The sequence below is a fragment of the Pectobacterium sp. PL64 genome (assembly GCF_022477975.1).
GTDB lineage: Bacteria > Pseudomonadota > Gammaproteobacteria > Enterobacterales > Enterobacteriaceae > Pectobacterium > Pectobacterium jejuense.
This window is the reverse complement of sequence record NZ_CP092070.1, coordinates 505,374-530,056: the sequence shown is the minus strand read 5'-3', so window position 1 is coordinate 530,056 and position 24,683 is coordinate 505,374. Positions and strand designations below refer to the sequence as shown.

Sequence of the window (24,683 nt, the reverse complement as noted above, 5' to 3'; positions counted from 1 at the left end):
CAGCATGAAACCCTTTACGCCACACAGCAACGGTAATGACGTTATTTCATTACTGCCCCGATGTTGACTTAATTCAGCCTGATTTCTCTTCCTCCTGAAGAGAACGGTTTTTTGTCACCCAAAACACATCATTCAAAACACGCCATTAAAAAAATAAAGGCGGAGCGCACAGCGCTGCCCTCTGCATACGGATGGGAAATATGAAAAAAAATCTATTCTTGTCAGCGTTGATTCTGACGTCTTCGCTCTTCGGCCTTGCCGCACAGGCAGAAACGCCGACGCCCAAGCGCGGCGGCACGCTGAACTTTTTGGCCGAGCCTGAGCCGCCCGTATTAACCAGTCTGGTTAGCACCAGCGGCGCAGTGATGAAGGTCAACGCCAAGGTGATTGAAGGTCTGTTGAATTACGATTTCGATATGAAGCCAACCCCGCAGCTAGCGACCAGTTGGTCAGTAAGCCCGGACGGCAAACAATATACGTTCCATTTGCGTAAAGGCGTGAAATGGCATGATGGGCAAGACTTCACCTCTGCGGACGTCGCGTTTTCCATTCTGACCGTCAAAAAATACAATTCACGCGGTCAGGGCACGTTTGCCAACGTCACCGAAGTAAAAACCCCCGATCCGTATACCGCGATCCTTGAACTATCCAAACCCGCACCTTATCTGCTGAGCGCGTTCTCCGCCAACGAAGCACCTATCGTGCCGAAACACTTATACGAAGGCACAGACATTCTGTCGAATCCTCACAATACCGCACCGATTGGCACCGGCCCGTTCGTCTTCAAAGAATGGGTTCGCGGCAGCCATATCCTGTATGAACGTAACCCGAACTACTGGGACAGCCCCAAACCTTACGTCGATAAACTGGTGGTGAAGATTATTCCTGATGCCGCCACTCGCACGATTGCGCTTGAAACCGGCGCGCTGGATCTGGGAAGCGACTCTCCCGTTCCGCTAAGTGAAATTGAACGCATCAAGAAAAACCCCAAGCTGGGCATTGAAACCAACGGCTACGGTTACAGCCCGACGCAAACCCGCATCGAGTTCAATCTGGATAACCCTTACCTGAAGAACCTGAAAGTTCGTCAGGCCATTGCGCACAGTATCAATATTGATGTGTTGAAAAACGTGGTGTGGTACGGCTATGCAGTAAGCTCACCGACGCCGATTACGCCAGAACTGGCGCAGTTCCATGATGCAACGCCGTCTCCTTATGGCTTCGATATTGCCAAAGCGAACAAACTGTTGGACGAAGCGGGCTTCCCGCGTCAGGCAAACGGTATCCGCTTCAAGCTGGTGCATGATTTCATGCCCTATGGCGATAGCTTCAAACGCGTAGCGGAATACCTCAAATCCGCACTGGCCAAAGTGGGGATTGACGTCACCATTCGCTCGCAGGATTTCGCCACCTTCGTTAAGCGCGTTTATACCGACCGCGACTTTGACTTCAACAACGGTTCCATCTCGAACCTGTTCGATCCCGCCGTGGGCGTACAGCGCCTGTACTGGTCAAAAACCTATCAACCGGGCGTGCCTTTCGGCAACGGCTCACATTACAGCAATCCAGAGGTAGACCGTCTGCTTGAGCAGGCCTCGGTGGAAACCGATCCTGAAAAACGCGTGGAACTGTACAAGCAATTCCAGCGCATCATCGCCACGGATATTCCCGATTTGAACCTGCTCCAAATTAAGCGCCAGACGATTTACAACAAGCGCGTACATAACGTCGTCACAGATATTCAGGGCGTCAACGGCAGCCTGGCTGACGTGTGGCTGGATCAGTAATCGCAAGACAGCATTCCCCTGCCCGGGCAGGGGAACTTCATGAAGGTATGTGATGAATAAAGTAGAACGAATCGGGCGCGTACTCTGGCGCACTCTGCTCCATGCGCTGCCAACGGCGATTGGCATTGTCATTCTGGTGTTTTTCCTGTTGCAGCTGGTGCCGGGAGACGCCGTTGATGTACTGGCTGGCGAATCAGGCAATGCAACCGAAGCGACGATGGCACACCTGCGCGCTCAGTTCGGTCTCGATCAACCCATACTGCAACAGCTTTCTGTCTATTTGGGCAATTTGGCGCAGTTCAGCCTCGGTTTTTCGCCTCGCTATAACGCGCCGGTGATGGATCTGATCCTGTCGCGGCTGCCGGGTACGCTGTTCCTGATGCTGCTGTCACAGGTCTTCGCCATCATCATCGGCATAACGCTGGGAACGATCATGGCGGTATGGGCAGGTAAATGGCCCGACCGCCTGATCTCGCTGATCGCGCTGCTGCTCTACTCCACGCCCGGATTCTGGATCGGCCTGATGACGCTGATTCTGTTTTCCGTACATCTTGATTGGCTGCCAAGCGGCGGCAATATCACCATCGGCGCGAACCTCACTGGCTGGGCGTATGTCAAGGATATGTTGCAGCATGCCATCCTGCCGGTAGTGGCGCTGAGCAGCTTTTTTATTGCCATTTACGCCCGCCTGACTCGCGCGGCCATGTTGGAAATTGCCCAGCAGGATTTCGTGCGTACCGCACATGCCAAAGGGCTGTCGCCGCTGTGGGTTACTGTCAGGCACATTCTGCGCTGTGCGCTGCTGCCTATCACGACCGTTGCCGGTATGCACTTCGGCAATCTGCTGGGTGGAGCGGCCGTGGTCGAGACGGTCTTTAGCTGGCCGGGACTGGGCCGTCTGGCGCTGGAAGCGGTGATGGCGCGTGACTTCAACGTCTTGTTAGGCGTCCTGCTGCTTTCCGCCTTCTTAGTCATTTTGGCTAACGTGCTGGTGGACTTACTGCAATCCTGGCTCGATCCCCGAATTAAGGCGCGCTGATATGAATCACCTTTCTCCTGACAATCTCACACCGAAGAAAGCCGCAGCGGACGGTGTTAGCTCAGCAGCAACTCGCCCGTTAAAAACGCCTTTTCGCCTGTCGCCGGAGGTGCGTGCATTTATCCGCAACCCCGCGGGGATGGCCGGCCTGCTGTTGCTGATGACGGTATTTCTGATGGCCGCTTTTGCGCCGTTGCTGTATCCCGGCGATCCGCTGGACATGGTCGCTCAGCCTTTCTTGTGGCCGGGCGAAAATCCTGATTTCCCGTTAGGAACCGATTCGATGGGCCGGGATGTCGCCGCCGGCATCGTCCACGGTTCACAGGTTTCTTTGCAGATCGGCTTCTCGGCAGTCATCGTCAGTCTGTTAATTGGCACCGTCGTCGGTGCGCTGGCGGGCTATTTTGGCGGTCGGGTTGATGACCTGCTGGTGCATATCACCGAACTGTTCCAGACCTTCCCGACCTTTTTGCTGGTCGTGGTGCTGGTCGCCATCGGCTCACCGTCAGTTACGCTGATTTCACTGGCTATAGGTATTGCCTCCTGGCCAACGATTGCACGTCTGGTGCGTGCCGAGTTTCGCTCGCTGCGTGAAAGCGATTTTGTGTTAGCCGCACGCAGTCAGGGATTTTCCAGCCTGCGTATTATCTTTCAGGAAATGCTGCCGAACGCGCTGCCGTCGATCATCGTCACCACGTCGGTCATGGTTGCTTCTGCCATTTTGATTGAATCCGCCCTCTCCTTCTTAGGCTTTGGCGATCCGAACCGCGTGAGCTGGGGCAGCATGATCGGCGCGGGTCGGGAATCGCTGCGTACCGCCTGGTTTCTTACCGCCCTGCCCGGCACCGCACTGGTCTTAACCGTGCTGTCACTGAATCTGGTTGGCGACGCGTTGAACGATGCCCTGAATCCACGGTTACGGGGGAGAAGCGCATGAAGCCGCTGGTCGATATTCAAGATTTACGCGTTGATTTTCCCGGCCATCAGGCCGTTAGAGGACTAAACCTGACGATTAACGCTGGAGAAACGCTGGCGCTGGTCGGTGAATCCGGCTGTGGTAAATCCGCGACGGCGCTATCCCTGATGCGACTGGTCGCCGAACCGGGAAAAATCAGCGGCCGCATCCTGTTTGATGGACAGAATCTGCTGACCCTTCCGGGTCGACAGATGCGCCAACTGCGTGGCAATGCGCTGTCGATGATTTTTCAGGAACCAATGACCTCGCTCAATCCGGTGCTTTCCATCGGGCAACAGATTAGCGAAACGCTGCGATTGCATGAGGCGCTGACGCCCGCACAGGCACGAACTCGCGCCATCGAGCTACTGGATTTGGTCAAGATCCCTGAACCAGCGCGCCGGGTGGATGACTATCCACATAACCTTTCTGGCGGGCAGCGTCAGCGCGTCATGATCGCTATGGCGGTGGCATGCCGACCGCGTCTGCTGATTGCCGATGAACCAACCACGGCGCTGGACGTTACCATTCAGGCACAGATTCTGGCGCTGCTGGATAACCTGCGTCGTGAATTCTCGATGAGCCTGCTGCTGATTACCCACGATCTTGGACTGGTGACGCAATGGGCCGACCGCGTGGCGGTGATGTATGCCGGGCAAAAGGTAGAAGAAGCACAGGCGGCTGACCTGTTTCAATCATCCACACACCGCTTTTCCCCCAAACACAGCTACACGCGCGGGTTGTTAGCGACATCGCTGCACATGGATCAGGACAGGCACTACCGCACCCATCGGCTGGCGGAAATCCATCACGCGCCAACGGACGAAGGCTTTACGCTGCTTACGCCGCCGACCCTGATTCACCGTGCCACGGATACGAGCCAGCAGCCGCTGCTTTCCCTGAAAAATATTCATACCCGCTATTCAACATCGCAGGGCAAGGTGCTAGCCGTTGACGATGTGTCACTGACTATTTTACCCGGAGAAACGCTCGGTCTGGTGGGCGAATCCGGCTGTGGTAAATCCACCCTGTCCAAAACCATTCTGCGCCTGCTACCGCCTTCACATGGGCAGATTGTGTTCGATGGGCAAGACATCACCACGCTAAAAGAATCACGGCTGAAAGCGCTGCGTCAGCGGGTGCAGATGATCTTTCAGGATCCTTATGCTTCGCTGAATCCACGCCACAGCATTCAGCATATTCTTGAAACGCCGCTGATTGTGCACGGCCTGGGAGATCGTTCACAGCGACAGCAGGCGATCAAAAATATCATCGATCGTGTCGGTCTGCAGCAAAGCAGCCTGAGCCGCTATCCCCATGAATTTTCCGGCGGGCAGCGCCAGCGTATCGGTATTGCTCGTGCGCTGGTGGTTCGTCCTTCTCTGGTGATTTGCGACGAGCCGGTGTCCGCACTCGATGTCTCTATTCAGGCGCAAATCCTCAATCTGTTGGTTGAGTTAAAAAACGAAATGGGCCTGTCGCTGCTGTTTATTTCCCACGATCTCGCGGTGGTGCGTTATATCGCCGACCGGGTCATGGTCATGCAAAACGGGCGCTGCGTGGAAAGTGGCGATCACCACAGCATCTGGCACCAGCCACAGCACCCGTACACCCGCAAACTGATCGATGCCGTCCCCGGCGGCGGGCAGCGTGATGCGCCTGTGCCTCCACAGCAGATGGGCAGACAGGCGCATGGATAAGAACAGAGAACGCATGATGAATACATCGACACCAACCGCTATTGACCAAACGGCGATGGAATCGGTCATTCAGGATTTTTTACCTGAGCTGATTGCGATTCGTCACCATATTCATCAACACCCAGAAATCGGTTTTGAAGAGGTTGCCACCGCGCAACTGGTGGCAGAAAAGCTGACAGCGTGGGGGCTTGCCGTCACGACGGGCATTGGTGGAACGGGCGTGGTCGCCACCCTACGTGGTCGTTATCCCGGTGAAGACAGCATGGGCTTGCGGGCAGATATGGATGCGCTGTATATCAATGAGAAAACGGACCTGCCCTATGCCTCGGAGCATGCAGGGAAAATGCATGCCTGCGGACATGATGGACACACCACCATGCTGCTGGGCGCCGCACGCTATTTGTCTCAGCACCCCAACTTTGCTGGCACGGTACATTTTATTTTCCAGCCCGCGGAAGAAGGATTAGGTGGAGGACTTGCCATGCTCAATGACGGCCTGCTGAGCACATTCCCCTGCAACCGACTGTTTGGCCTACATAACAAGCCCGGTATCGAGGTAGGTAAGTTCGCCATTCGCAGCGGCCCGATGCTAGCGGCCAGCGACACCTGGCAGGTCACGTTTCACGGCACAGGCGGACACGGCGGTTCAGGCGTACATCTCTCTATCGACCCGACGCTGCCCGCCGCGCAATTTATGCTTGGCCTGCAAACCATCGTCAGCCGCAACGTCCCTGCGATGGACGCGGCGGTGCTCAGCATCGGTCATATTCAGGGCGGTGACAGCCATGCCCCAAACGTTATCCCCGACCGCGTCATCCTTAAAGGCACCGGACGCAGCTACTCGCCGAGCGTGCGCCACCTGCTGGAAACGCGCCTGCGAACGCTGGCACACAGCACCGCACAAGGCTTTGGTGCAACAGCTGACGTGCATTATGAACGGCAGTATCCCGCGCTGGTTAACGATACGCACGCCACGCAGTTAGCCGTTAACGCTGCTGCACAGGTGGTCGGACTCGAACAGGTCAACACCGCGATGACGCCGCTGCTGGGCGCAGAAGATTTTGCCTACATGCTGGAGCAGCGCCCCGGCGCATTCATGATGCTAGGAAACAGCGACAAAAATGCGGCCAACGTGCACCACCTTCATACCCCGCACTACGACTTTAATGATGCGCTGATCCCATTAGGGATCCGCTATTGGGCAACGTTGGTTTATCAAGAGCTTGTTTATCAAGGACCTGAGTTATCAAGAACTGGCGTTATCAGGAAACGGACCTGACGGGAGCGACAGCGCATTTCCCCACGGCCTCAATATAACAACGCATGACGTCGGTGCATCCGACGGCAAGCGTGAGCAAAAAGGATGAATCATGGTGGCGTTATTGAAAACCAAAGATCAAAGCAAAGAAAAAGAGGCTGATATTAAACAGCGCATCCTGCGTGAAGCCATCACGATCTTCGCCTGCAAAGGCAGTGAGCTAACGACAATTCGCGAAATAACGGAAGCGACCAACGTGAATGTGGCTTCGGTGAATTATTACTTTGGTTCGAAAGAAGGATTACTGCGTGCCGTATTGGACAACGTTCTCGGCCCGTTAAATGACGAAAGAACGCGTCTGCTGGATGAAGTGGAAAAGGCCAATCATGGTAATGAGCTACCCGTTGCCGCGCTGCTGGATGCGCTGTTGCGCCCGCTGGTTAAAACGGCTCGCACGCCCGACGGCGGACGCATTGTCGTTCGCCTGTTACAGCACCTGCGGGCAACACCGGGTCTGGAAGTCACTGCCCTGCTTTCTGCCCAGTTTGATCACGTCGCTCACCGTTTTATCGATGCCTTTTCTCGTGCGTTGCCAGCGTTGTCACGCGCGGAAGTTATCTGGCGTTATGAATTTGCCCGTGGTGCCGCCATGCACGTGTTAACCGACGCCGACCCGCGTTCTGGCCGTCTGGCATTGCTCTCCAAAGGGCTGTGTGACAACCGCGATGATGAGCGCGTGCTGTCGCACCTATTACGTTTTGTCGAGGCGGGCTTTACCGCCAAACCACTGACTGAGACATCACTTCAGTCCTGACTTTTCGTTATTCGCAACACGTTTACATTGACAGGAAACAGACATGAGCAGAGAAAAAATTGAAGGGTCATTCGTTGCCCTCATTACGCCTTTTAATGACGATGGCAGCGTGGATTTCGGCGCATTTGAGGCGTTATTAAAATTCCAGGAAGACAACGGCACGGCGGCCGTTTTGATTATGGGCTCAACCGGGGAAGTGTCCATGCTGTCCCCCGATGAGAGAAAAGCGATCATCCGCCGAACCGCGCAATACAGTACTAGCAAAATGAAGCTGTTCTACGGCTGTACCGGTAACAATACCGATACCACCATCGACTATGTTCGCTATGCACATGACAACGGCGCAGACGGTGCCATTATCGCCGCCCCCGCCTATATCTGTGCCAGCGAGAGCGATATCGAAAGCTACTTTCTGGAAATTGCAGACGCGACCGATTTGCCGTTAGGGATTTATAACAACCCGCCGCGCGTAAAAACGGATCTGCACTGGACATCGCTGCTGCGTATTTTCCAACACCCGAACTACGTCATTCATAAAGAATCCACCACCCGCGTAGGTCAGGTCGCACAAGTACTGGCAGGCAACCCCGATGTGTCGGTGATGTGCTGCGATTCACCTAATCTGGGTCTGGTGGTGCCAACGATGTCGTTGGGAGGACATGGAACAGCCAACATGACGGGCAATATTGCACCGGCAGAACTGGCCGAAATTTCTCGTCCGTGGAAAAACGGCGAAGATGCAGAGCGTTTCCGTAAGGCGTATCAGCATTTGCTGCCGCTGCTGCACTACACCTACTCGGCCATCAATCCCGTGGCGGTGAAATCGTTGATGAAGGCAGTCGGATTACCGGCAGGCAGCCTGCGCCGTCCGCTGCGGGGTTTGCAGGGCGAAGCGTTGGATTCAGGCGTTCGTATCGTGAACGAATTAGGATTGAGCAGCAAATACGGCTTTAACCGCTGATTCTGTTCTGATGCGTGGGGAGCAAGTGTTTCATCTCAGAAGTGGCTCATCTAGACACCACTTCTGAGATTTCAGACGAAAGAATGACTACTGTGGATTGTTGACTAACAGCGATCCTGAACCGTTCGTCGGGCTGCTTTGCGCGTTCTTCAAAACCCAGACCCGGCCATAGTGGTTATAGAAACCCGCCGAGTGACCTGCATCCGGCCCAATTCCCTGATACATATCGAAGTGCTGGCCTTTAATCGCCCCACCGACATCCAACGCTATCATCAGACGCATTTCATACTTGCCGGTGAATTTGCCAACGTTATCCAGCAGCGGCACTTCCATTAACAGAGCCGTGCCTGCCGGGATCAGCGAACGGTCAGAAGCGACGGAGGCTTTTGCCACCAACGGCACGGCGCTTGCCCCTTTGACGGGCGCAGACATCATTGGCTTAAAGAACACAAAGGAAGGATTCTGTTCAAACAGTTCACGCACTTCATATTCGGTGTGCTGCTCCGCCCACTTGCGGATGGCCTGCATCGACATATCTTCACGGGCGACTTCACCACGATCGATAAGCACCTTACCGATACTGCGGTAGGCATGGCCGTTTTTGCCCGCATAGCCGAAGAACGTCAGCGGACGTCCATCGCCAAAATCTATATAGGCGCTGCCCTGCACTTCCATCATGAAGTTATCGACCAGCGAATTGGTCCAGGCAAGAACCAGCCGCTCATCCAGCGCGCCTGAATAAATACCCGCACGATCTGGCAGTCGGCGGTTCTTTTTGCCCTTTGACGGCATGGCATATAAAGGATGGCGGAATTCGCCCTGACGGGTATGGCGCGCCTGCAACACCGGCGTGTAGTAACCGGTAAACTGCACGTTACCAAAGTTATCAACACCTTCCATCTGCCAGGCGTTCAGACCAAACTTGCTCAGCTCGCGGGTATCCGCACCGGACATCATCCAGCTTTCAATCGCCTGAAAGGTCGTGTTATTGCGCGAATACAGATTAGGTGACGCCGACCGGATCTCAGAAACCTGGGTCATGAAATCCCGTGCGTTGACCGGTTTTCCTTTGGCATTAGGTTCATTCACCAATTCCAGAGGCTGGTTGAGGTGACCATCTTTATATTGCTGCCCGCGATCGGTTGGCCTGGATTGGCACCCCGCCAGAATGGCAATGACCACTACGGTCAGCACGTATTTTCCCCACCGTCCCTTCATCTTTGCGCTCGCTTTTTACATCAAAAAATTTACCGTCGAACGATAACAAACGGCTATCGAGAAAGGAATGGGACAGCATATAAATCCACGGATCGCGCGTATGCCGTTCGGCACGCGGCGTAACAAAAGCCAGGAGTTCTGCTTATCATCACCTTGCGGTCACAAAACAACCTATCAGGTGGTAAATCAATCACCTGACCACCCAATACCGCGCTTTTTATAGAAATAGGTTGCATCAATGCTCATGGAGAGTATAGTGCGCATCCACGGACGCGGGGTGGAGCAGCCTGGTAGCTCGTCGGGCTCATAACCCGAAGGTCGTCGGTTCGAATCCGGCCCCCGCAACCAATTGATGTGAGTCGTCCATCAAGAAAAGTGAAAGCAGTAAAGATAGTCAGTAGTCAATAAGTTAGTACGGACGCGGGGTGGAGCAGCCTGGTAGCTCGTCGGGCTCATAACCCGAAGGTCGTCGGTTCGAATCCGGCCCCCGCAACCAATTGATGTGAGTCGTCCATCAAGAAAAGTGGAAGCAGTAAAAGAGAGTCAGTAGTAAATAAGCTAGTGCGGACGCGGGGTGGAGCAGCCTGGTAGCTCGTCGGGCTCATAACCCGAAGGTCGTCGGTTCGAATCCGGCCCCCGCAACCAATTAAGACTCTCTTTCATTATGTTCTGTTCGATTAAGAACGCAGCGATAAAGCACCTTAACGGGTGCTTTTTTGTTTTCTACGCATTATCTGTTTCTACGTACTACCTATATACGAACTACCTGTTTCTACGTACCATGCCCCAAACATCATTCCCTTTGAACCGCGCCAGTTAGGCGCGGTCATCGCGTGTGCTACATCGACAACACAACTACCGCTCAGCCTGACTGGCAAAGTAGGCTTTAATGCCTGCAAAAATGGATTCCGCAATCTGCTGCTGGAAATGGCTGGTGCGCAGCTTGCGCTCTTCTTCCAGATTGCTGATAAATGCCGTCTCAACCAGAACAGACGGAATATCCGGCGCTTTCAGTACCGCAAATCCGGCCTGATCGACGCTGTTTTTATGCAGACGATTCACCTTGCCCAACCGGGTCAGGATCTCTTTACCAAACTTCAGGCTGTCGCCAATCGTCACGGTCTGCACCAGATCGAACATGGTGTGATCCAGATAGCGGTCGCCGCTCATGCTCACGCCACCGATCAAATCCGATTCGTTCTGGGTCTCTGCCAGAAATCTGGCGGCGGTACTGGTTGCCCCTTTCTTCGACAGTGCAAAAACCGACGATCCTCTTGCCGATCGATTGGTAAACGCATCCGCATGAATAGAAATGAACAGATCGGCACGCTGCTTGCGCGCTTTCGCCACCCGTACGCGCAGCGGAATGAACACATCTTCATTACGCGTCATATAGGCTTTCATATTGGATTCATTGTCGATCAGCTTGCGCAAGCGGCGAGCGATTTGCAGCACGATGTCTTTCTCGCGCGTTTTATTCTTGCCAATCGCACCGGGATCTTCACCACCGTGGCCGGGGTCGAGCATAATAATCAGCGGACGATCCCGCCCGGCTTTCCCGGCTTTCGGCGCTTCTGCCGGCAGCGTACGTTCCAGATCGCCTTTGTTGTAATCCTCTAACAGCGCTAGCAGCGGATCTTCTTCGTTGTCGTAACGACCTGCCGCAGGATACAAATCCAGCACCAGTCGATGCTTGAATTCAGCCACTGGCACCAGCGTAAAGACTTTGGTCGTCGCCTGCTGCTTGAGCTCCAGCACCAAGCGCACCGTGGTTTTATCAAACTGGCCGATGCGCGCTTCTTTAATCAGCGGATCGTTATCTGACTTAAACTGGCTCGCTACCTCCTTCAATACGCGGTTCAGATGAACATTTTCGATATCCACCACGATGCGTTCAGGATTACTCAGGCTAAACTGTTTATATTTCAGCGGGTGATTGGATTCCAGCGTGACGCGGGTATAGGCGGAGGACGGCCAGACGCGCACGGCAACGACCTGCGTTGTCGCTGCTATTCCTACACCACTTACGCTTAGCAACCAGGTTGCTGCCGCGCTTTGTAATAGACGCCGTCGAGTCAGATGATGATTCGAATGAGACATGCCGCTCCGATCTGATTGCTGTGCGCTATCCTGCATTGTTGTGTTGCGAATGCACTGGATAGGCCATTAAAAAATGAATAAAGGTAAAAATTGTCAAAAACTTTAACGAATCTGTTCCATGCTGTCATGCAAAAATCCTATTCATGCCCGTCATACTTCAAGCCGCATGTGCGTTGGCTTCCCTTGCTCACCCCAGTCACTTACTTATGTAAGCTCCTGGGGACTCGCGCAGTTGCCGCCTTCCTGCAACTCGAATTATTTAGGGCATGGTAGCAAGATGAAACAGAATCCTGACTTTTCTGGTTAATACTTCCTCTTGCCTTTTACGTCATAAAGAATAAAAATACAGAAATTACGAATAAAAATGCAAAGAGGGCTCGCAGTGAAGGAACGGAGTACAGAACTGGTTCAGGGCTTCCGCCATTCAGTTCCCTATATCAATGCCCACCGTGGCAAAACGTTTGTCATCATGTTAGGTGGCGAAGCCATTGAACATGCCAACTTCTCTAGCATCGTAAATGATATCGGGCTGCTACACAGTCTGGGGATCAAGCTGGTGGTCGTTTATGGCGCTCGTCCCCAGATCGATGCCAACCTGACAACGCATCACTACGAGCCTCTCTACCATAAAAACACTCGTATCACCGACAGCACCACGCTGGAACTGGTCAAGCAGGCGGCAGGCATGCTGCAGTTGGACATCACCGCCCGGCTGTCGATGAGCCTGAACAACACGCCGCTGCAAGGCGCCCACATTAATGTCGTCAGCGGTAACTTTATTATCGCGCAGCCGCTTGGCGTGGACGACGGTGTGGACTACTGCCACAGCGGCCGTATTCGCCGCATTGATGAAGAAGCCGTTCACCGCCAGCTGAATAGCGGTGCCATTGTGCTGCTCGGCCCGGTTGCGGTTTCAGTCACCGGTGAAAGTTTCAATTTAACCTCGGAAGAGGTCGCGACCCAGCTCGCTATTAAGCTGAAAGCAGAAAAAATGATTGGTTTCTGCTCCTCACAGGGCGTGACCAATGAAGAAGGCAACATCATTTCCGAGCTGTTCCCTGACGATGCGCAGCAGCGTATTGATGCGCTGGAACAGGCTGGCGATTACCATTCGGGTACGGTCCGATTCCTGCGTGGCGCGGTCAAGGCCTGCCGTAGCGGCGTACGCCGTAGCCACCTGATCAGCTATCAGGACGACGGCGCGCTGCTGCAAGAGCTGTTCTCACGTGACGGTATCGGTACGCAGATCGTGATGGAGAGCGCCGAGCAGGTTCGCCGTGCGACCATCAATGATATTGGCGGTATTCTGGAGTTGATTCGCCCGCTGGAAGCAACAAGGCATTCTGGTAAGACGCTCGCGTGAGCAGTTGGAAATGGAGATCGACAAATTCACCGTCGTGGTACGTGATAACCTGACTATCGCCTGCGCCGCGCTTTATCCATTCCCGGAAGAAAGCATCGGCGAAATGGCCTGCGTCGCGGTTCACCCGGATTACCGCAGCTCATCACGCGGCGATATGCTGTTACTGCGCGTTGCCGCTCAGGCGCGTCAGCAGGGTCTGCAAAAGCTGTTCGTGCTGACGACACACAGCATCCACTGGTTCCAGGAGCGCGGCTTTTTACCTGCCGAAGTGGAAATGCTGCCGAAGAAAAAGCAGGCGCTGTATAACTACCAGCGTCGCTCGAAGATTCTGGTGCTGGATCTCTGAGTTATTCCACTCGATAACGTTTCTCGTGGCCGATCGTAAAATCGGCCACGCTGTTTTCATTCGCTCACGATGTTTTCATCCGCTTATGGCTGCTTGCCAAACTCACAGCTTAACGTTGTCCACTTCCTTGCCTGTTCACTCAGCGTAAATCCTAACCCCAGACGATCGGATACCCACATCCGCCCATCGCGCAGCTCTAGCTGCTCGTTGAAGAGCGGATTCAGCCACTCGAAGTGTTCCAGCCAGGGTTCAATCGGATAGGCTGCCGCCAGATGCAAGTGCACTTCCATCGCAAAATGCGGAGCCAGCTTACGACCGTGCTTCGCGGCCAAGTCCATGATTTTCAGGAAAGGTGAAATCCCACCCACGCGCGGTGCATCCGGCTGGACAAAGTCACTGGCATTACCGAGGATCAGCTGCTCATGCTCGCGGAAGCTGGTGAGCATCTCGCCAGTCGCAATCGGCGTATCCAGCGCCGCCGTCAGCGCCGCATGACCTTCCACATCGTAGGCATCCAGCGGTTCTTCAATCCAGATCAGGTTAAAAGCTTCCATCTTTCTGCCCATCCGAATCGCCGTTTCACGATCCCACTGCTGATTGGCATCCACCATCAGCGGGAAATCCTCTCCCAGCGCTTCACGCACCGCCGTGAGACGACGAATATCCTCTGCCGTATTCGGCTGGCCGACTTTCAGTTTGATCCCGCCAATGCCGCTTTCACGGGAGATCACGACATTTTTTAATACCTGATCCAATGGCGTATGCAGGAAGCCGCCGGAGGTGTTGTAACACTGTACAGAATCACGGTGTGAACCCAGCAGCTTCGACAGAGGCAGACCTGCACGTTTGGCTTTCATATCCCACAGCGCGATGTCGAGCGGAGAAATCGCCTGCACCGCCATCCCACTTCGGCCAACCGATGCGCCAGCCCACAGCAGCTTGGTGTAGATCTTATCGATATCGTTCGGATCTTCGCCCAGCAGATTATCGGCAATCTCTTTCGCGTGGGCATAAATGCCCTGTCCGCCCGCTCGCTTGGAGTAGCTGAACCCTACCCCTTCAAACCCATCACGACTGCGGATTTCCGCAAAAATAATGGCGACTTCGGTCAGCGGTTTCTGCCTTCCGGTCAGTACTTTCGCATCGCTAACCGGCGTTGCCAGCGGCAAAAACGCCAGAGAGAGTTTTACCCATTCGATTCGATCGCCCGACTCGGCAGCCGTTCTGACGTTCGTGACTTTTGCATAGCTAACTGCGGCTGAATTTGCACTGATGGTCATGTCTCACCTCGTAAAATGATTGCGCTAACATTCATAAACAGAAGGAAGATAGCGACAAATGAAGAAAAAACATGCCATGCAGATCACATAACAATCATTTGCACGATAAAACCGTTCATCGAGAGACAAAATTAATGATTGCGCAATCACCACAAAAAGTAAGAGGATACAGCGGAAATGCAGCCTAGCCTGCTCTGGAGCCAGCCTGAAAAAGCGATACAATTCGGCAGGTTGTCAGAAACACAGGCAACTGGTAAACCGATGTGCCATCAACGATAATCCAGCGACATGTGAATGTGCGCGCAGCCTCAGAAGGGAACCCGTGATTGAAACGCGATAAGAACGCCAACAGCATGCCGCCACGCGCTCCCACGCTTGAAGATGTGGCGCGCGCCGCAGGCATTTCGCCCATGACCGTCAGCCGCGCGTTGAACAATCCGAAGATTGTTCGTGCAGAAACCGTGAACAAGGTGATGGAAGCGGTCCGCGCCACGGGTTATATCCCTAACATGTTAGCGGGTGGGCTCGCCTCCCGGCGCAGCAAGCTGATTGCCGTCGTCGTGCCGCAAATCAATAACAACATGTTCGTTGATACCGTTCAGGCGATCAGCGATGAGCTGGCCGCACGCGGTTACCACATGCTGCTATGCGTCGCTGGCTATACTAATGAATCCGAGGCGGAGATTGTCGCTACCCTGCTTTCTCGTCGCCCGGACGGTATCGTCCTCACCGGAATTCACCACACGCCCGAACTCAAACGTCTTCTGCTCAACGCCACGATCCCCGTGGTCGAAATCTGGGATCTCACCCCGACGCCGCTCGATATGCTGGTCGGTTTTTCCCATGAAAACATCGGGAATGCCATCGGGCACTATTTGCTGAGTAAAGGACATTCGCGCTTTGGCCTTGTCTGGACCGAAGACGCGCGTGCCGGATTGCGTAAGAAAGGCATTTACGACGTCATACAAAAACAACCGGGAAGCTACGTACGTGAAGCCATCGCCCCGTGGCCTGCTACGCTGGCGTTAGGGCGGCAGGGGCTGAGTGAACTTCTGGCTGATGGCGAGGCGTTTGATGCAATTATTTGCAGTTCCGATACGCTGGCGCAGGGCGTGATGATCGAAGCCGCCGCCAGAGGATTAAGCGTACCAAAGCAACTGGCAGTCATGGGATTTGGCGATCTCGATTTCGCTGCACACAGTACACCGACGATTACAACGGTCAGGGTCGATCGCTGGAAGATCGGCACCGATGCAGCAGCAATGCTGGCAGAAAAGATTGAGGGGAAAAGCGTCCCTTCCCCTATCCTTGATATCGGTTTTTCACTGATTGAACGCGAGTCTGCCTGACGTTCTATTCATCACATTTGTATTACCCTTACCGACTCGGCCCACCGTGGGCCTTGCCAGTCTGCAACGTAAATGATTTAAGGTATGTCGCCATTCATCAGTGCGCTAATTCTCTCTTCCAGGCCGCTATAGCGCTGCGTTGGCGTTTTCACCGCTCGGCAGAGAATGCGGACATCGGTATAGAGTGACAAACGCTGGCGCGCACGCGTGATGGCGGTATATACCAGCTCCCGCGTCAGCACCGGTAAATAGTGGTTCGGCAACACCAGCGCCGTATGATCGAACTCCGATCCCTGTGATTTATGTACCGTCATCGCATAGGCCGTTTCATGCGGCGGCAGGCGGCTTGGCGTAACGTCTTTGGTTTCGCCATTCGGCAACGGGAAAAATACGCGCAGTTCCCCGTTGTCTCCCATCATGGCGATACCGATATCCCCATTGAACAGACCCAATGCGGCATCGTTACGTTCAATCATGACCGGTCGGCCAGGATACCAGCGGTTGAGCGGATTACGGCTGCGCTGAATCAGCCCAGCCTGATGCAAAGCCTGCTCGATGCGCTGATTCAGCCCTGCTACGCCAAATGGCCCTTCGCGCAATGCACACAGCTGGCGATAGCGTTGGAAGGCAAACAGCACAGCATCCGGCGTGGATCCCGCCGCAACAAGCTGTAGATAATCACGATACCCTTCGACACACTGTGCCAGCATGGCCTGATACTCTTCAGCCTCGGTTAACGGGCTACAGGTGATGTCAGTAAACTCGCCATTTAACACCGCACGCACACGCGCATCATCACCGCCGTTCACCGCCAGCGCCAGTTGGCCAATCCCGGAATGCGGATCGAAACGGTAGCTCCGGCGTAACAGACAAATACTGTCACTGACCGTCGATTGCCCTTCAGGGCCGCTTTCATCCAGCTTACAGCCAGTCAGCCGCCGTAGTTGCTGCGCCCGCGCACGGCTATAGCCAGCCTCGGCAAAACGGCAGATATCACCCAACACCGCACCCGCCTCGACGGACGCCAGCTGATCGCGGTCACCCAGAAAGATAATTCTGGCGTGTGGCGGAAGCGCGGCGATCACATTTGCCATCATCGGCAGATCGACCATCGACGCCTCATCCACAATCAGCACATCCAAATGCAGCGGGTTGTCCTGATGGTGACGCAAGCGCTGGCTGTCTGTCACCGCGCCCAAAAGCCGGTGCAGCGTTGTCGCTTCCTGAGGAAACGCATCCCGCAGCTGAGGATCCACCGCAAGACGGTGCAGGGCTTGCCCCAACGACTCCGTGAGCCGCGCAGCCGCTTTCCCGGTCGGTGCAGCCAGTTGAATACGTAACGTTCCTCCCGTATTCAGCTCAATCAGCGCCGCCAGCAATTTGGCCACCGTCGTGGTTTTCCCCGTCCCCGGCCCGCCGGAAATAACCGCAATGCGGCGCGTCAAGGCGACAGCCGCGGCCACCTTCTGCCAGTTAATCTCTTCGCCAGCGTCCGGAAACAGCCGATCCAGAACCGCTCGGATCGCGGGTTCATCAACGGAGATCGTATCGCGCTCGCTGGCAATAAACCGCGCCACGCGGCCTTCACTCTGCCAGCTACGCTGTAAATACAGCTTTTCTCCTTGCAGCACCAGTGGCGTCGGCTGGCTGCCATCGCTGACGGCATCGGACGCCAGTAAGCGCTGCCGCCATGCGGCAACCGTATTGAGCCCTGCCTCCGTGAGCAGCTGTTGCGCCAGTTCAGGCTCGCGGCCATCAAACAGCGTCTGCGCCTGCAAATTCTCCAGCGGTAAACACACGTGCCCTGCCCCCGAATGTGCACTCAGGCAGGCGGCGGCCAACAGCAAATCGGGCTTTGTCTCATCTGCCAGCATTCTGGCGAACTGAACATCCAGCGGGCGCAGCAACCGCCGCGCCAGTGCCGTTTCAAGTAACGCAATCATGAGGGAATTCCTGTATCAGCATCGTCAGGCGTCTTTCCCTTAAATAGCGCATCAAGCCCGAAAACAAATTCAGCAGAGGGACGACAAGCAAAGATGCCATTGCCGGGGTGAGACGCTTCAACGCCGCGTAAAAACAGATAAAACACCCCGCCAAAGTGGCGTTCATAGTCATAATCCGCAATGCGATGACGCAGATAGCGATGTAAAGCCAGCGTGTAGAGCTGGTATTGCAAGTCATAGCGATGTTCGGCCATCGACTGCATCATGGCAGTTTGGGTGTACGCACTGGCATCAGGGCCGAGCCAATTGGACTTATAGTCCAGCAGGTAATAGCGCCCTTCCCAGCGGAACACCAGATCGATAAACCCTTTCAGCATGCCTTTCACCTGCTGAAAAGAGAGCGCAGGGCAGCGTGCAGAGAGCGGATCGTGATGCTTTGCCAGCCGATCGAGCTGCGCCGCCTGTATTGGCGCGTCAATCGGGATATAGAACTGTAATTCAGCCTGCTTATCGGCGTTATCCAGCGCCGATAGCGCGATCCCTTGCTCATTAAGCGGCGTATGCAAAAGCGTATCCATCCACGCCTTTAACACGGGTTGCCAGTGTGCTTCAAATCCCTGTAGCTGTAACTGCTCGGCTAGCCAGTCATCCTCAACGGGCTGAGTGAAATCCAGCGTTTCAAACAGGCTATGCAAAAACGTTCCCGGACTCGCGCCGCGTGGGAACGTATGCGGCGTCAGCTGGGTTTCATCCGCTTCCTGACGCTCGCCTATCGCTTCAATATCCAGACGCGGCACCAGATCCTGCGCACTGGCAGAACCATGCTGCTGAAGCCCCGAATAGCTGGTTACTCGCCAGCCGTCGCGAAGCTGCCGTTCGATGTGGCGAGCCCGCAGCTCTGCCAGTTCCGGTCTATCCGGCTGCCAGCGCTGTTCTTCCGTCGCCTGTAGCGGTGTCAATGCGACACCCTCTCCCACCATGCCTTCCAGCTCGCTGACTAACGTGGCAGCCTCGGCTTCTTTACCGCGCTGGAGTAAATAGCCCAGCGCGCTCTGGTGCATATCGCTGCTGCCGTCTTTCTTACGCGACCGCTGAACGGGGGCGACACCCACGCTACAATGGTAGATAGAACGGGTTAGCGCGACATACAGCAAACGTAAATCTTCCGCCAGCCGCTCTTCTTCCGCCAGCGTCTGGCTTTCTTCATTATTTTGCAGATCCAACACGGCCTGATAGCTTTCGCGATCGTGATAAATCCCCTGATCCTGCACGCGGAAGTTACTGATGAAAGGTAGCCACACCAGCGGGTATTCAAGCCCTTTCGATTTGTGGATCGTCACGATCTGCACCAAATGACGATCGCTTTCCAGACGTAGCTGCTGGTTCTCTGCCTGCGGATTAGGTTGGACAATCTGCTGGGATAGCCAGCGCACCAGCGCATGTTCGCTATCAAGGGTTGCCGAGGCATCCTGCAATAACTCACCGATATGCAGAATATCGGTAATACGGCGTTCGCCCTCCGCACTCGCCAGCAGGTTCTCCGCCAGTTGATGTTGACTCATCAATGCACGCAGCATCGGCAGTACGCCGCGCTGACGCCACAAAGCACGGTAGCCCGCAAATTCATCCACCAGCGCATCCCACGCAGCTTCGCTTTGCCCTAATGCATCAACCTGTTCAGCATCCAGCCCCATCAGGGCCGTCGCCATCGCGCTGCGTAACGTGCGCTCCTGTTCCGGTGCCAGCACCGCCTGCAACAGCCACAACATATCGCTGGCTTCCGGCGTGCTGAATACGCTGTCGCGATTGGACAGGTACACCGAAGGAATGGACAAGCGGCTCAGCGCGTCACGAATCAGCGAGGCTTCACGCCGGCTACGCACCAGCACGCTCATGTCAGATGCCCTGACCAAACGGCGGGAATCGTCGGTGACCAGCCAGGCTTCATTGCGTTGGCTCGCAGCCAGCCAGTCACGAATCTGCGCCGCACACTGACGCGCCATCTGCTGCTGATAATCCCCTACGCCAATCGGTTCTGAACCCGTTAGCCAGAATTGCAGCGCAGGCTGAGGCTGCCCTGCAACCTCAAACACCAAACCGCGCTTGGACTCAGCAGGCTTAACCGGCAGGAAAGGAATGTTTTGAAAAATAAAAGGAGAATCAAGGCGTTCAAACAGACGATTAACGCCACGCACCATCTGGTGCGACGAGCGCCAGTTCGTGCCCAGCGTATAATGCGCAGCTACTTCTCCGCGCGCGTGCATATAGGTAAAAATATCCGCGCCGCGAAACGCATAAATAGCCTGTTTAGGATCACCGATCAACAGCAGCCCACACTGCGGCTGCCCGACGTACAGCGTTCTGAAAATACGGTACTGTTGAGGATCGGTATCCTGAAATTCATCGATCATCGCCACCGGATAGCGTTCGCGAATGGCGCTGGCAAGCTGTTCCCCGCCAGGCTGTTGCAACGCAACATCCAAACGGCTCAACAGATCGTCAAACCCCAGTTCTGCTCGCTGCCGTTTTTCCTCACTCACCGACTCCCGGATCGCCGACAGCGCGCGAACAATGACTAAATCACGCAGCGACAGTGGCGCTTCAAGCAGCCGTTCGGTCTCTTCAAAGAGAGCATGGACAGGCGGCTCACCTTTCTTCGTTTTCTCAATCAGCGTTTGCTGGGCAAATCTCACCAGATCTTTCGGCAGTTGATAATCCAGCGTCGGCTGCTCTGCCCACAGCGTGACTTTCTGTAGCCAGTTGGGAAGATGCTTACTGCTGTAGCTGCGTTTATCGACGCCAGAAGCACTAATCAGTGCCTCAAGTTCCGCTGCTGACGCCAGCCAGCGCTGTTTGTACGCGTCGATCGTCGCCACAATCTTCTCATGTCGACTCAGCAGCGTTTCATCTTCTTCTGGCGGCAAGCGAAACGCTGGCGCTTCACCGTGCAGATAAGGCGCCAGATCGGCCAACAGGTTTTCCGGCCCTTTCCACTCCAGACCGACAATACGTGCGACCTCGACTGGCAGCGGATAGCAATAACGACGCCAGAAATCAGCGCAGGCCTGACGGCGCAGCGGCTGTTCATCTTCTATCAGAACCTGTTCGAAAAGCACGCCGGATTCAAACGCATTGGTACTGAGCATACGCTGGCAGAAGCCGTGGATCGTGTAGATCGCCGCCTCGTCCATTTGTCGTTCAGCCGCCAGCAATACGTCGGCCGCATCGCGGTGGTCCGAAATCTCCGCTAGCAGCTGCGCTAGCGAAGTATCTTTAGGCTTTTCTGCCTCTTCACCCTGCGCGCTTCTACGCAGGCAGGCGATGCGTAAAGCGTGAATTCGGGCACGAATACGCTCCCGCAATTCTTCGGTCGCGGCCTCTGTAAAGGTCACAACCAGAATTTCTTCGACCAATAGCGGACGTGGATACGCGGCTTGCTTGCCCAGCCCCAATAGCAGGCGCAGGTAAAGCGCAGCCAGCGTATAGGTTTTCCCCGTTCCGGCCGACGCCTCAATCAGCCGCTCCCCGAGGAGCGGCAACGTCATGACGTCTAATGATTGCGGCGCGGCATTTTTCATTCTGCTGAAACCTTACCGACAGTTTCTGATGCTACTGGCGCAGGGATCATCACAGGCGCTTTCTCACGCGGTAACGTTTTCTGCAATGAAGACGCATCCGCGTAGGTATGCCAGCCTTTCGGTGCAGCATAGTCGGCTTTACCATGATGACTGCCGGAAACCTGCGACAAAATCGCCAGCCCTTCAGGCTTCAGCGCCTGCTGGAAGAAGTCTGCCAGCTGCGTCACCGTCAGCGGTTTGATTTGTTCGAGCAGTTTCTCGCGTGAATCAAAAGCGAAGTTTTCCCGATCCAAATCACGACGCAGTCGGCTGGCCTCTTCGCCTAAGGTTTGCGGACGCTGGCTCAGCTCATTCATCACGCCCTGCTTATACTGCTCAAACTCTTCTTTACTCATTTCACGCAGTCGTTTTTGCGCTTTCAGGTAAAAATCTTCATAGCGCTGATACAGATAAGCAGGCTGTTTGCTGTTGCTTTGCAGCAGGAAGGCAATGCCCATCTGTCGACCGACCGTCGTTGGGAAGGCAAACACCGCGTAACCCAGCTGCTCTTCCGTTCTCAGTTGGCTATAGAACCAAGGCTGAACGATCTGCCCCAGCACAGAGCTATACGCCATGCTTTCCGTTTCAGAATACCCCGTCGGTACATACACCGCTGCTAACGCAGAATCCGTGCTGCTGCCTGGGCGTTGCAGATTAGCAAGCTGCGGCTTACTGACTTTGACATCATCGCTGCGCGACAGATTTTCGCCACCAGCCTTCAGATGCGCTTTCAGCGTGTTCGCCAGCTCGGTGACTTTCTCTGGTGCCAGATTGCCGACGACCAGCATTTCCGGCGTGGCTTTTTGCAGCAGGTCTTTGCGGTAGTTAACCACATCCTGTAAACGGATATCCTTCAGCAGGTTACGACGTTCTGCGCGCTCAAAGTAAGGCAGTTGCGATATCGCCTGAACGGGCTGTAACGCCTGTTCAAAGGCTTTTGATTTCTCTACCGCATCCAACTGCTGTATGTACCAGGATTTCGCCTGCTCCAGCTGTGCTTCCGTTGAGGTAAAGGAGGCGTAGCCATCCGCCAACGTCAGCAGCAATCGTGGCAAGTGCTGGGTATAGCCATTGGCGCTAATCACCAGACCATCATTGCTGCGGGTGGAGAAACTGATGCCGCCGATCGAAGCCTGATAGCTGAGTTCATCCAGCGCCAGACCTGCCAGATAATCATTTAACGCAAACAGCACCTGATTACGGGCGGTACTGCGCGCTTCCTGATTACGCAGGAACAGCGTGATTTCCGCTTTCGGCTCATCAGCGAAGTAGTGGCTTGGCATATACAGCACGCGCAGCCCCGGCTGATTCAGCAGGAGTGTCGGTTTAGTCATCGCCTTATCGGCTTTGATCAGGGAGAAATCATCCGGGATATAGGGGTTGATCGTCGGCAACGACAGTGACATTTTCTGCCCCAGCGTTTTCCATTTTGCGAATGTTGCTGACGGGATTTTATTCATCTCGTACGGCGCATCGACAAAATAGGCCACTTTATTATGCGGCTCATTCGGGCTGATGACCCAGACGCGCGCGTTCTGCGGCGTCATCTCGTCCAGTCGTGCGGCGATAGCCTTCGGATCGTAGCGATCGGCAACATACTGCGCATCCAGCGTATGTTCGACCGGCACGCGCAGCATGGTATCCACCAACCATTCGATGTAGTCCATATCACGGCTGATGGACGGATAGCGGAAATCCAAATCCAGAACATGCGCGATCTCATCAAAATAGCGCTGCTGAATCCCTTCTGTGCGGATTTGTTGCAGGTAACGGAATATCGCAGCGATCACTTCATCACGCTGTGCCAAACCTTTATCGGTCAGCGAGGCTGAAATAGCGAACATGCCGCCATTACGGTCGATGATCGGCGAAGAACCCGCCCCGATAGACTCAACCAGCCCTTCCTTTTGCAACCAGTCAGAGAGCGTATTCTGGCTGCGGTTGCCGATCAGATAGCTAATATAGGTATCCGTCTTGCTGCGAAATTCCTGGCTAATATCGCTGACGCGAAACTCAATGCGCAGCTGTTTTCTCGGCTGAGCAGGAACATAGTGAATCATTACGCCGCGCTGCTTTTCCGTCGCCACAGGAACGGTCACCGCAGGAACGCTGGCGTTGTGATTAGGAATGCGCCCGAATGTATCAACCGCCAGTTTCGCCAGTTCAGGCAGAGGTTGATTACTGTAAATCACCCCTTTCATCAGGTTGGCGGAGTAGTATTTCTGATAGAACTTCACCAGCTCATCATGCAGTTTGCTGCCGGGTTTATCGCTCAGGGTTTCAAGATTCCCCCCCGAAAAACGCGCGCTTGGGTGCGCTGGGTTCAGCGTTTCCGCCCCCACCTGCGCCATGCGATGACCGTCGCGCGAACGCGCCATGGTTAATTCCGCATTGACCGCGTTACGCTCACGATCGGCATTCACCGGATCGAGCAGCGGTTCAGCAATCGCATCCGCCATCCGATCGACGGCTGGCCGCAGCGCATCATTTTCTACTTCCAGATAAAACGCCGTGCGGTAAGACGCCGTGCTGGCATTGTGGCTACCGCCATGCTTTTTCAAAAACTCGGACAGCGCCTCTGGCTCTGGGTAACGTTTCGATCCCATCAGCACCATGTGTTCGAGGTAATGCGCTAATCCCAGTTGATTATTGGGATCGTCCAGCGAGCCAATAGGCAGCGCCAGTGATGCCAACGATTTCGGTGCCTGCGGATCGGAAACCAGCAGAACGGTCATTCCATTATCCAGTTTGATCGCCTGATATTGCCGCGGATCTTTTTCGCTTTTTCGAATCGTCTGAGCCAGCGGCTGCCAGCCCGTCTCAGCCCAACTCGCCGGAAGCCAGAATGTGAATAAAAGAAACCACCCGGTAATCCAGACCCACTGTTTACGCATGCAATTCTCCAACCTCATATCCATCACTTTTCACGTTGCAGTGCGTTATCTTCTCGCAC

The 24,683-nt window shown here is 54.8% G+C and carries 14 protein-coding genes, 3 tRNA genes and 1 pseudogene; 12 read left to right on the top strand and 6 right to left on the bottom strand.

The window, feature by feature from the left end:
• The first annotated feature begins 200 nt into the window (after positions 1 to 200).
• From HP572_RS02335 to HP572_RS02305, 7 genes are all read left to right on the top strand, one after another.
• Entirely contained in the window at positions 201 to 1,787 is a 1,587-nt protein-coding gene (locus HP572_RS02335) for an ABC transporter substrate-binding protein (RefSeq protein WP_240584690.1), read from the top strand.
• A 52-nt stretch (positions 1,788 to 1,839) separates the two neighbouring features.
• Positions 1,840 to 2,826 carry an ABC transporter permease gene (locus tag HP572_RS02330; RefSeq protein WP_240584689.1) on the top strand — a complete coding sequence of 329 codons (987 nt, stop codon included), beginning with the start codon at positions 1,840 to 1,842 and terminating at the stop codon, positions 2,824 to 2,826.
• 1 nt (position 2,827) lies between these two features.
• A complete protein-coding gene (locus tag HP572_RS02325) occupies positions 2,828 to 3,763 on the top strand; it encodes an ABC transporter permease (RefSeq protein ID WP_109411768.1) in 936 nt (311 codons plus the stop codon).
• Positions 3,760 to 5,481 (top strand): ABC transporter ATP-binding protein, encoded by a 1,722-nt coding sequence (locus tag HP572_RS02320; RefSeq protein ID WP_240584688.1) that lies wholly within the window; start codon positions 3,760 to 3,762, stop codon positions 5,479 to 5,481. Before HP572_RS02325 ends, HP572_RS02320 begins: the two co-directional genes overlap by 4 nt.
• Positions 5,474 to 6,760, top strand: a complete 1,287-nt coding sequence (locus HP572_RS02315; RefSeq protein WP_240584687.1) for a M20 aminoacylase family protein — start codon at positions 5,474 to 5,476, stop codon at positions 6,758 to 6,760. The genes HP572_RS02320 and HP572_RS02315 overlap by 8 nt, the downstream gene beginning before the upstream one ends.
• A 91-nt stretch (positions 6,761 to 6,851) precedes the next feature.
• Complete coding sequence (locus tag HP572_RS02310; RefSeq protein ID WP_240584686.1) at positions 6,852 to 7,553, top strand: TetR/AcrR family transcriptional regulator; 702 nt, start codon at positions 6,852 to 6,854, stop codon at positions 7,551 to 7,553.
• Positions 7,554 to 7,596: 43 nt separating this feature from the next.
• Complete coding sequence (locus tag HP572_RS02305) at positions 7,597 to 8,514, top strand: 4-hydroxy-tetrahydrodipicolinate synthase (RefSeq protein ID WP_095993869.1); 918 nt, start codon at positions 7,597 to 7,599, stop codon at positions 8,512 to 8,514.
• A gap of 87 nt (positions 8,515 to 8,601) precedes the next feature.
• Here the strand turns inward: HP572_RS02305 and mltA are convergent, their stop codons facing one another.
• Positions 8,602 to 9,732 (bottom strand): murein transglycosylase A, encoded by a 1,131-nt coding sequence (mltA, locus tag HP572_RS02300; protein WP_240584685.1) that lies wholly within the window; start codon positions 9,730 to 9,732, stop codon positions 8,602 to 8,604.
• 271 nt (positions 9,733 to 10,003) lie between these two features.
• On the opposite strand from mltA, the gene HP572_RS02295 reads away from it, so the two are divergent.
• From HP572_RS02295 to HP572_RS02285, 3 genes are all read left to right on the top strand, one after another.
• Positions 10,004 to 10,080, top strand: a tRNA-Met gene (locus HP572_RS02295).
• A 71-nt stretch (positions 10,081 to 10,151) separates the two neighbouring features.
• Positions 10,152 to 10,228: transfer RNA gene (locus tag HP572_RS02290), tRNA-Met, on the top strand.
• A gap of 72 nt (positions 10,229 to 10,300) precedes the next feature.
• Positions 10,301 to 10,377, top strand: a tRNA-Met gene (locus HP572_RS02285).
• Between the two features lie 210 nt (positions 10,378 to 10,587).
• On the opposite strand, the gene amiC is transcribed toward HP572_RS02285, so the two are convergent.
• A complete protein-coding gene (gene amiC / locus HP572_RS02280; protein ID WP_240584684.1) occupies positions 10,588 to 11,832 on the bottom strand; it encodes an N-acetylmuramoyl-L-alanine amidase AmiC in 1,245 nt (414 codons plus the stop codon).
• A gap of 364 nt (positions 11,833 to 12,196) precedes the next feature.
• On the opposite strand from amiC, the pseudogene argA reads away from it, so the two are divergent.
• A pseudogene (gene argA / locus HP572_RS02275) lies at positions 12,197 to 13,541 on the top strand (amino-acid N-acetyltransferase).
• A gap of 83 nt (positions 13,542 to 13,624) precedes the next feature.
• On the opposite strand, the gene HP572_RS02270 reads toward argA, so the two are convergent.
• Complete coding sequence (locus tag HP572_RS02270) at positions 13,625 to 14,821, bottom strand: L-talarate/galactarate dehydratase (protein ID WP_039283981.1); 1,197 nt, start codon at positions 14,819 to 14,821, stop codon at positions 13,625 to 13,627.
• Positions 14,822 to 15,147: 326 nt separating this feature from the next.
• Here HP572_RS02270 and HP572_RS02265 point away from each other — a divergent pair, with 326 nt between their 5' ends.
• The gene (locus tag HP572_RS02265) at positions 15,148 to 16,170 is read left to right on the top strand and encodes a LacI family DNA-binding transcriptional regulator (protein ID WP_240584683.1); all 1,023 of its coding nucleotides are present in this window, start codon (positions 15,148 to 15,150) and stop codon (positions 16,168 to 16,170) included.
• A gap of 77 nt (positions 16,171 to 16,247) precedes the next feature.
• On the opposite strand, the gene recD is transcribed toward HP572_RS02265, so the two are convergent.
• Genes recD through ptrA form a run of 3 tightly spaced genes read right to left on the bottom strand, consistent with a single transcriptional unit; the run spans position 16,248 to position 24,624 of the window.
• Positions 16,248 to 18,113 (bottom strand): exodeoxyribonuclease V subunit alpha, encoded by a 1,866-nt coding sequence (recD, locus tag HP572_RS02260; protein ID WP_240584682.1) that lies wholly within the window; start codon positions 18,111 to 18,113, stop codon positions 16,248 to 16,250.
• Positions 18,110 to 21,691, bottom strand: a complete 3,582-nt coding sequence (gene recB, locus HP572_RS02255) for an exodeoxyribonuclease V subunit beta (RefSeq protein WP_240584681.1) — start codon at positions 21,689 to 21,691, stop codon at positions 18,110 to 18,112. The genes recD and recB overlap by 4 nt, the downstream gene beginning before the upstream one ends.
• Complete coding sequence (ptrA, locus tag HP572_RS02250; protein WP_240584680.1) at positions 21,688 to 24,624, bottom strand: pitrilysin; 2,937 nt, start codon at positions 24,622 to 24,624, stop codon at positions 21,688 to 21,690. Before ptrA ends, recB begins: the two co-directional genes overlap by 4 nt.
• Between the last annotated feature and the right edge of the window lie 59 nt (positions 24,625 to 24,683).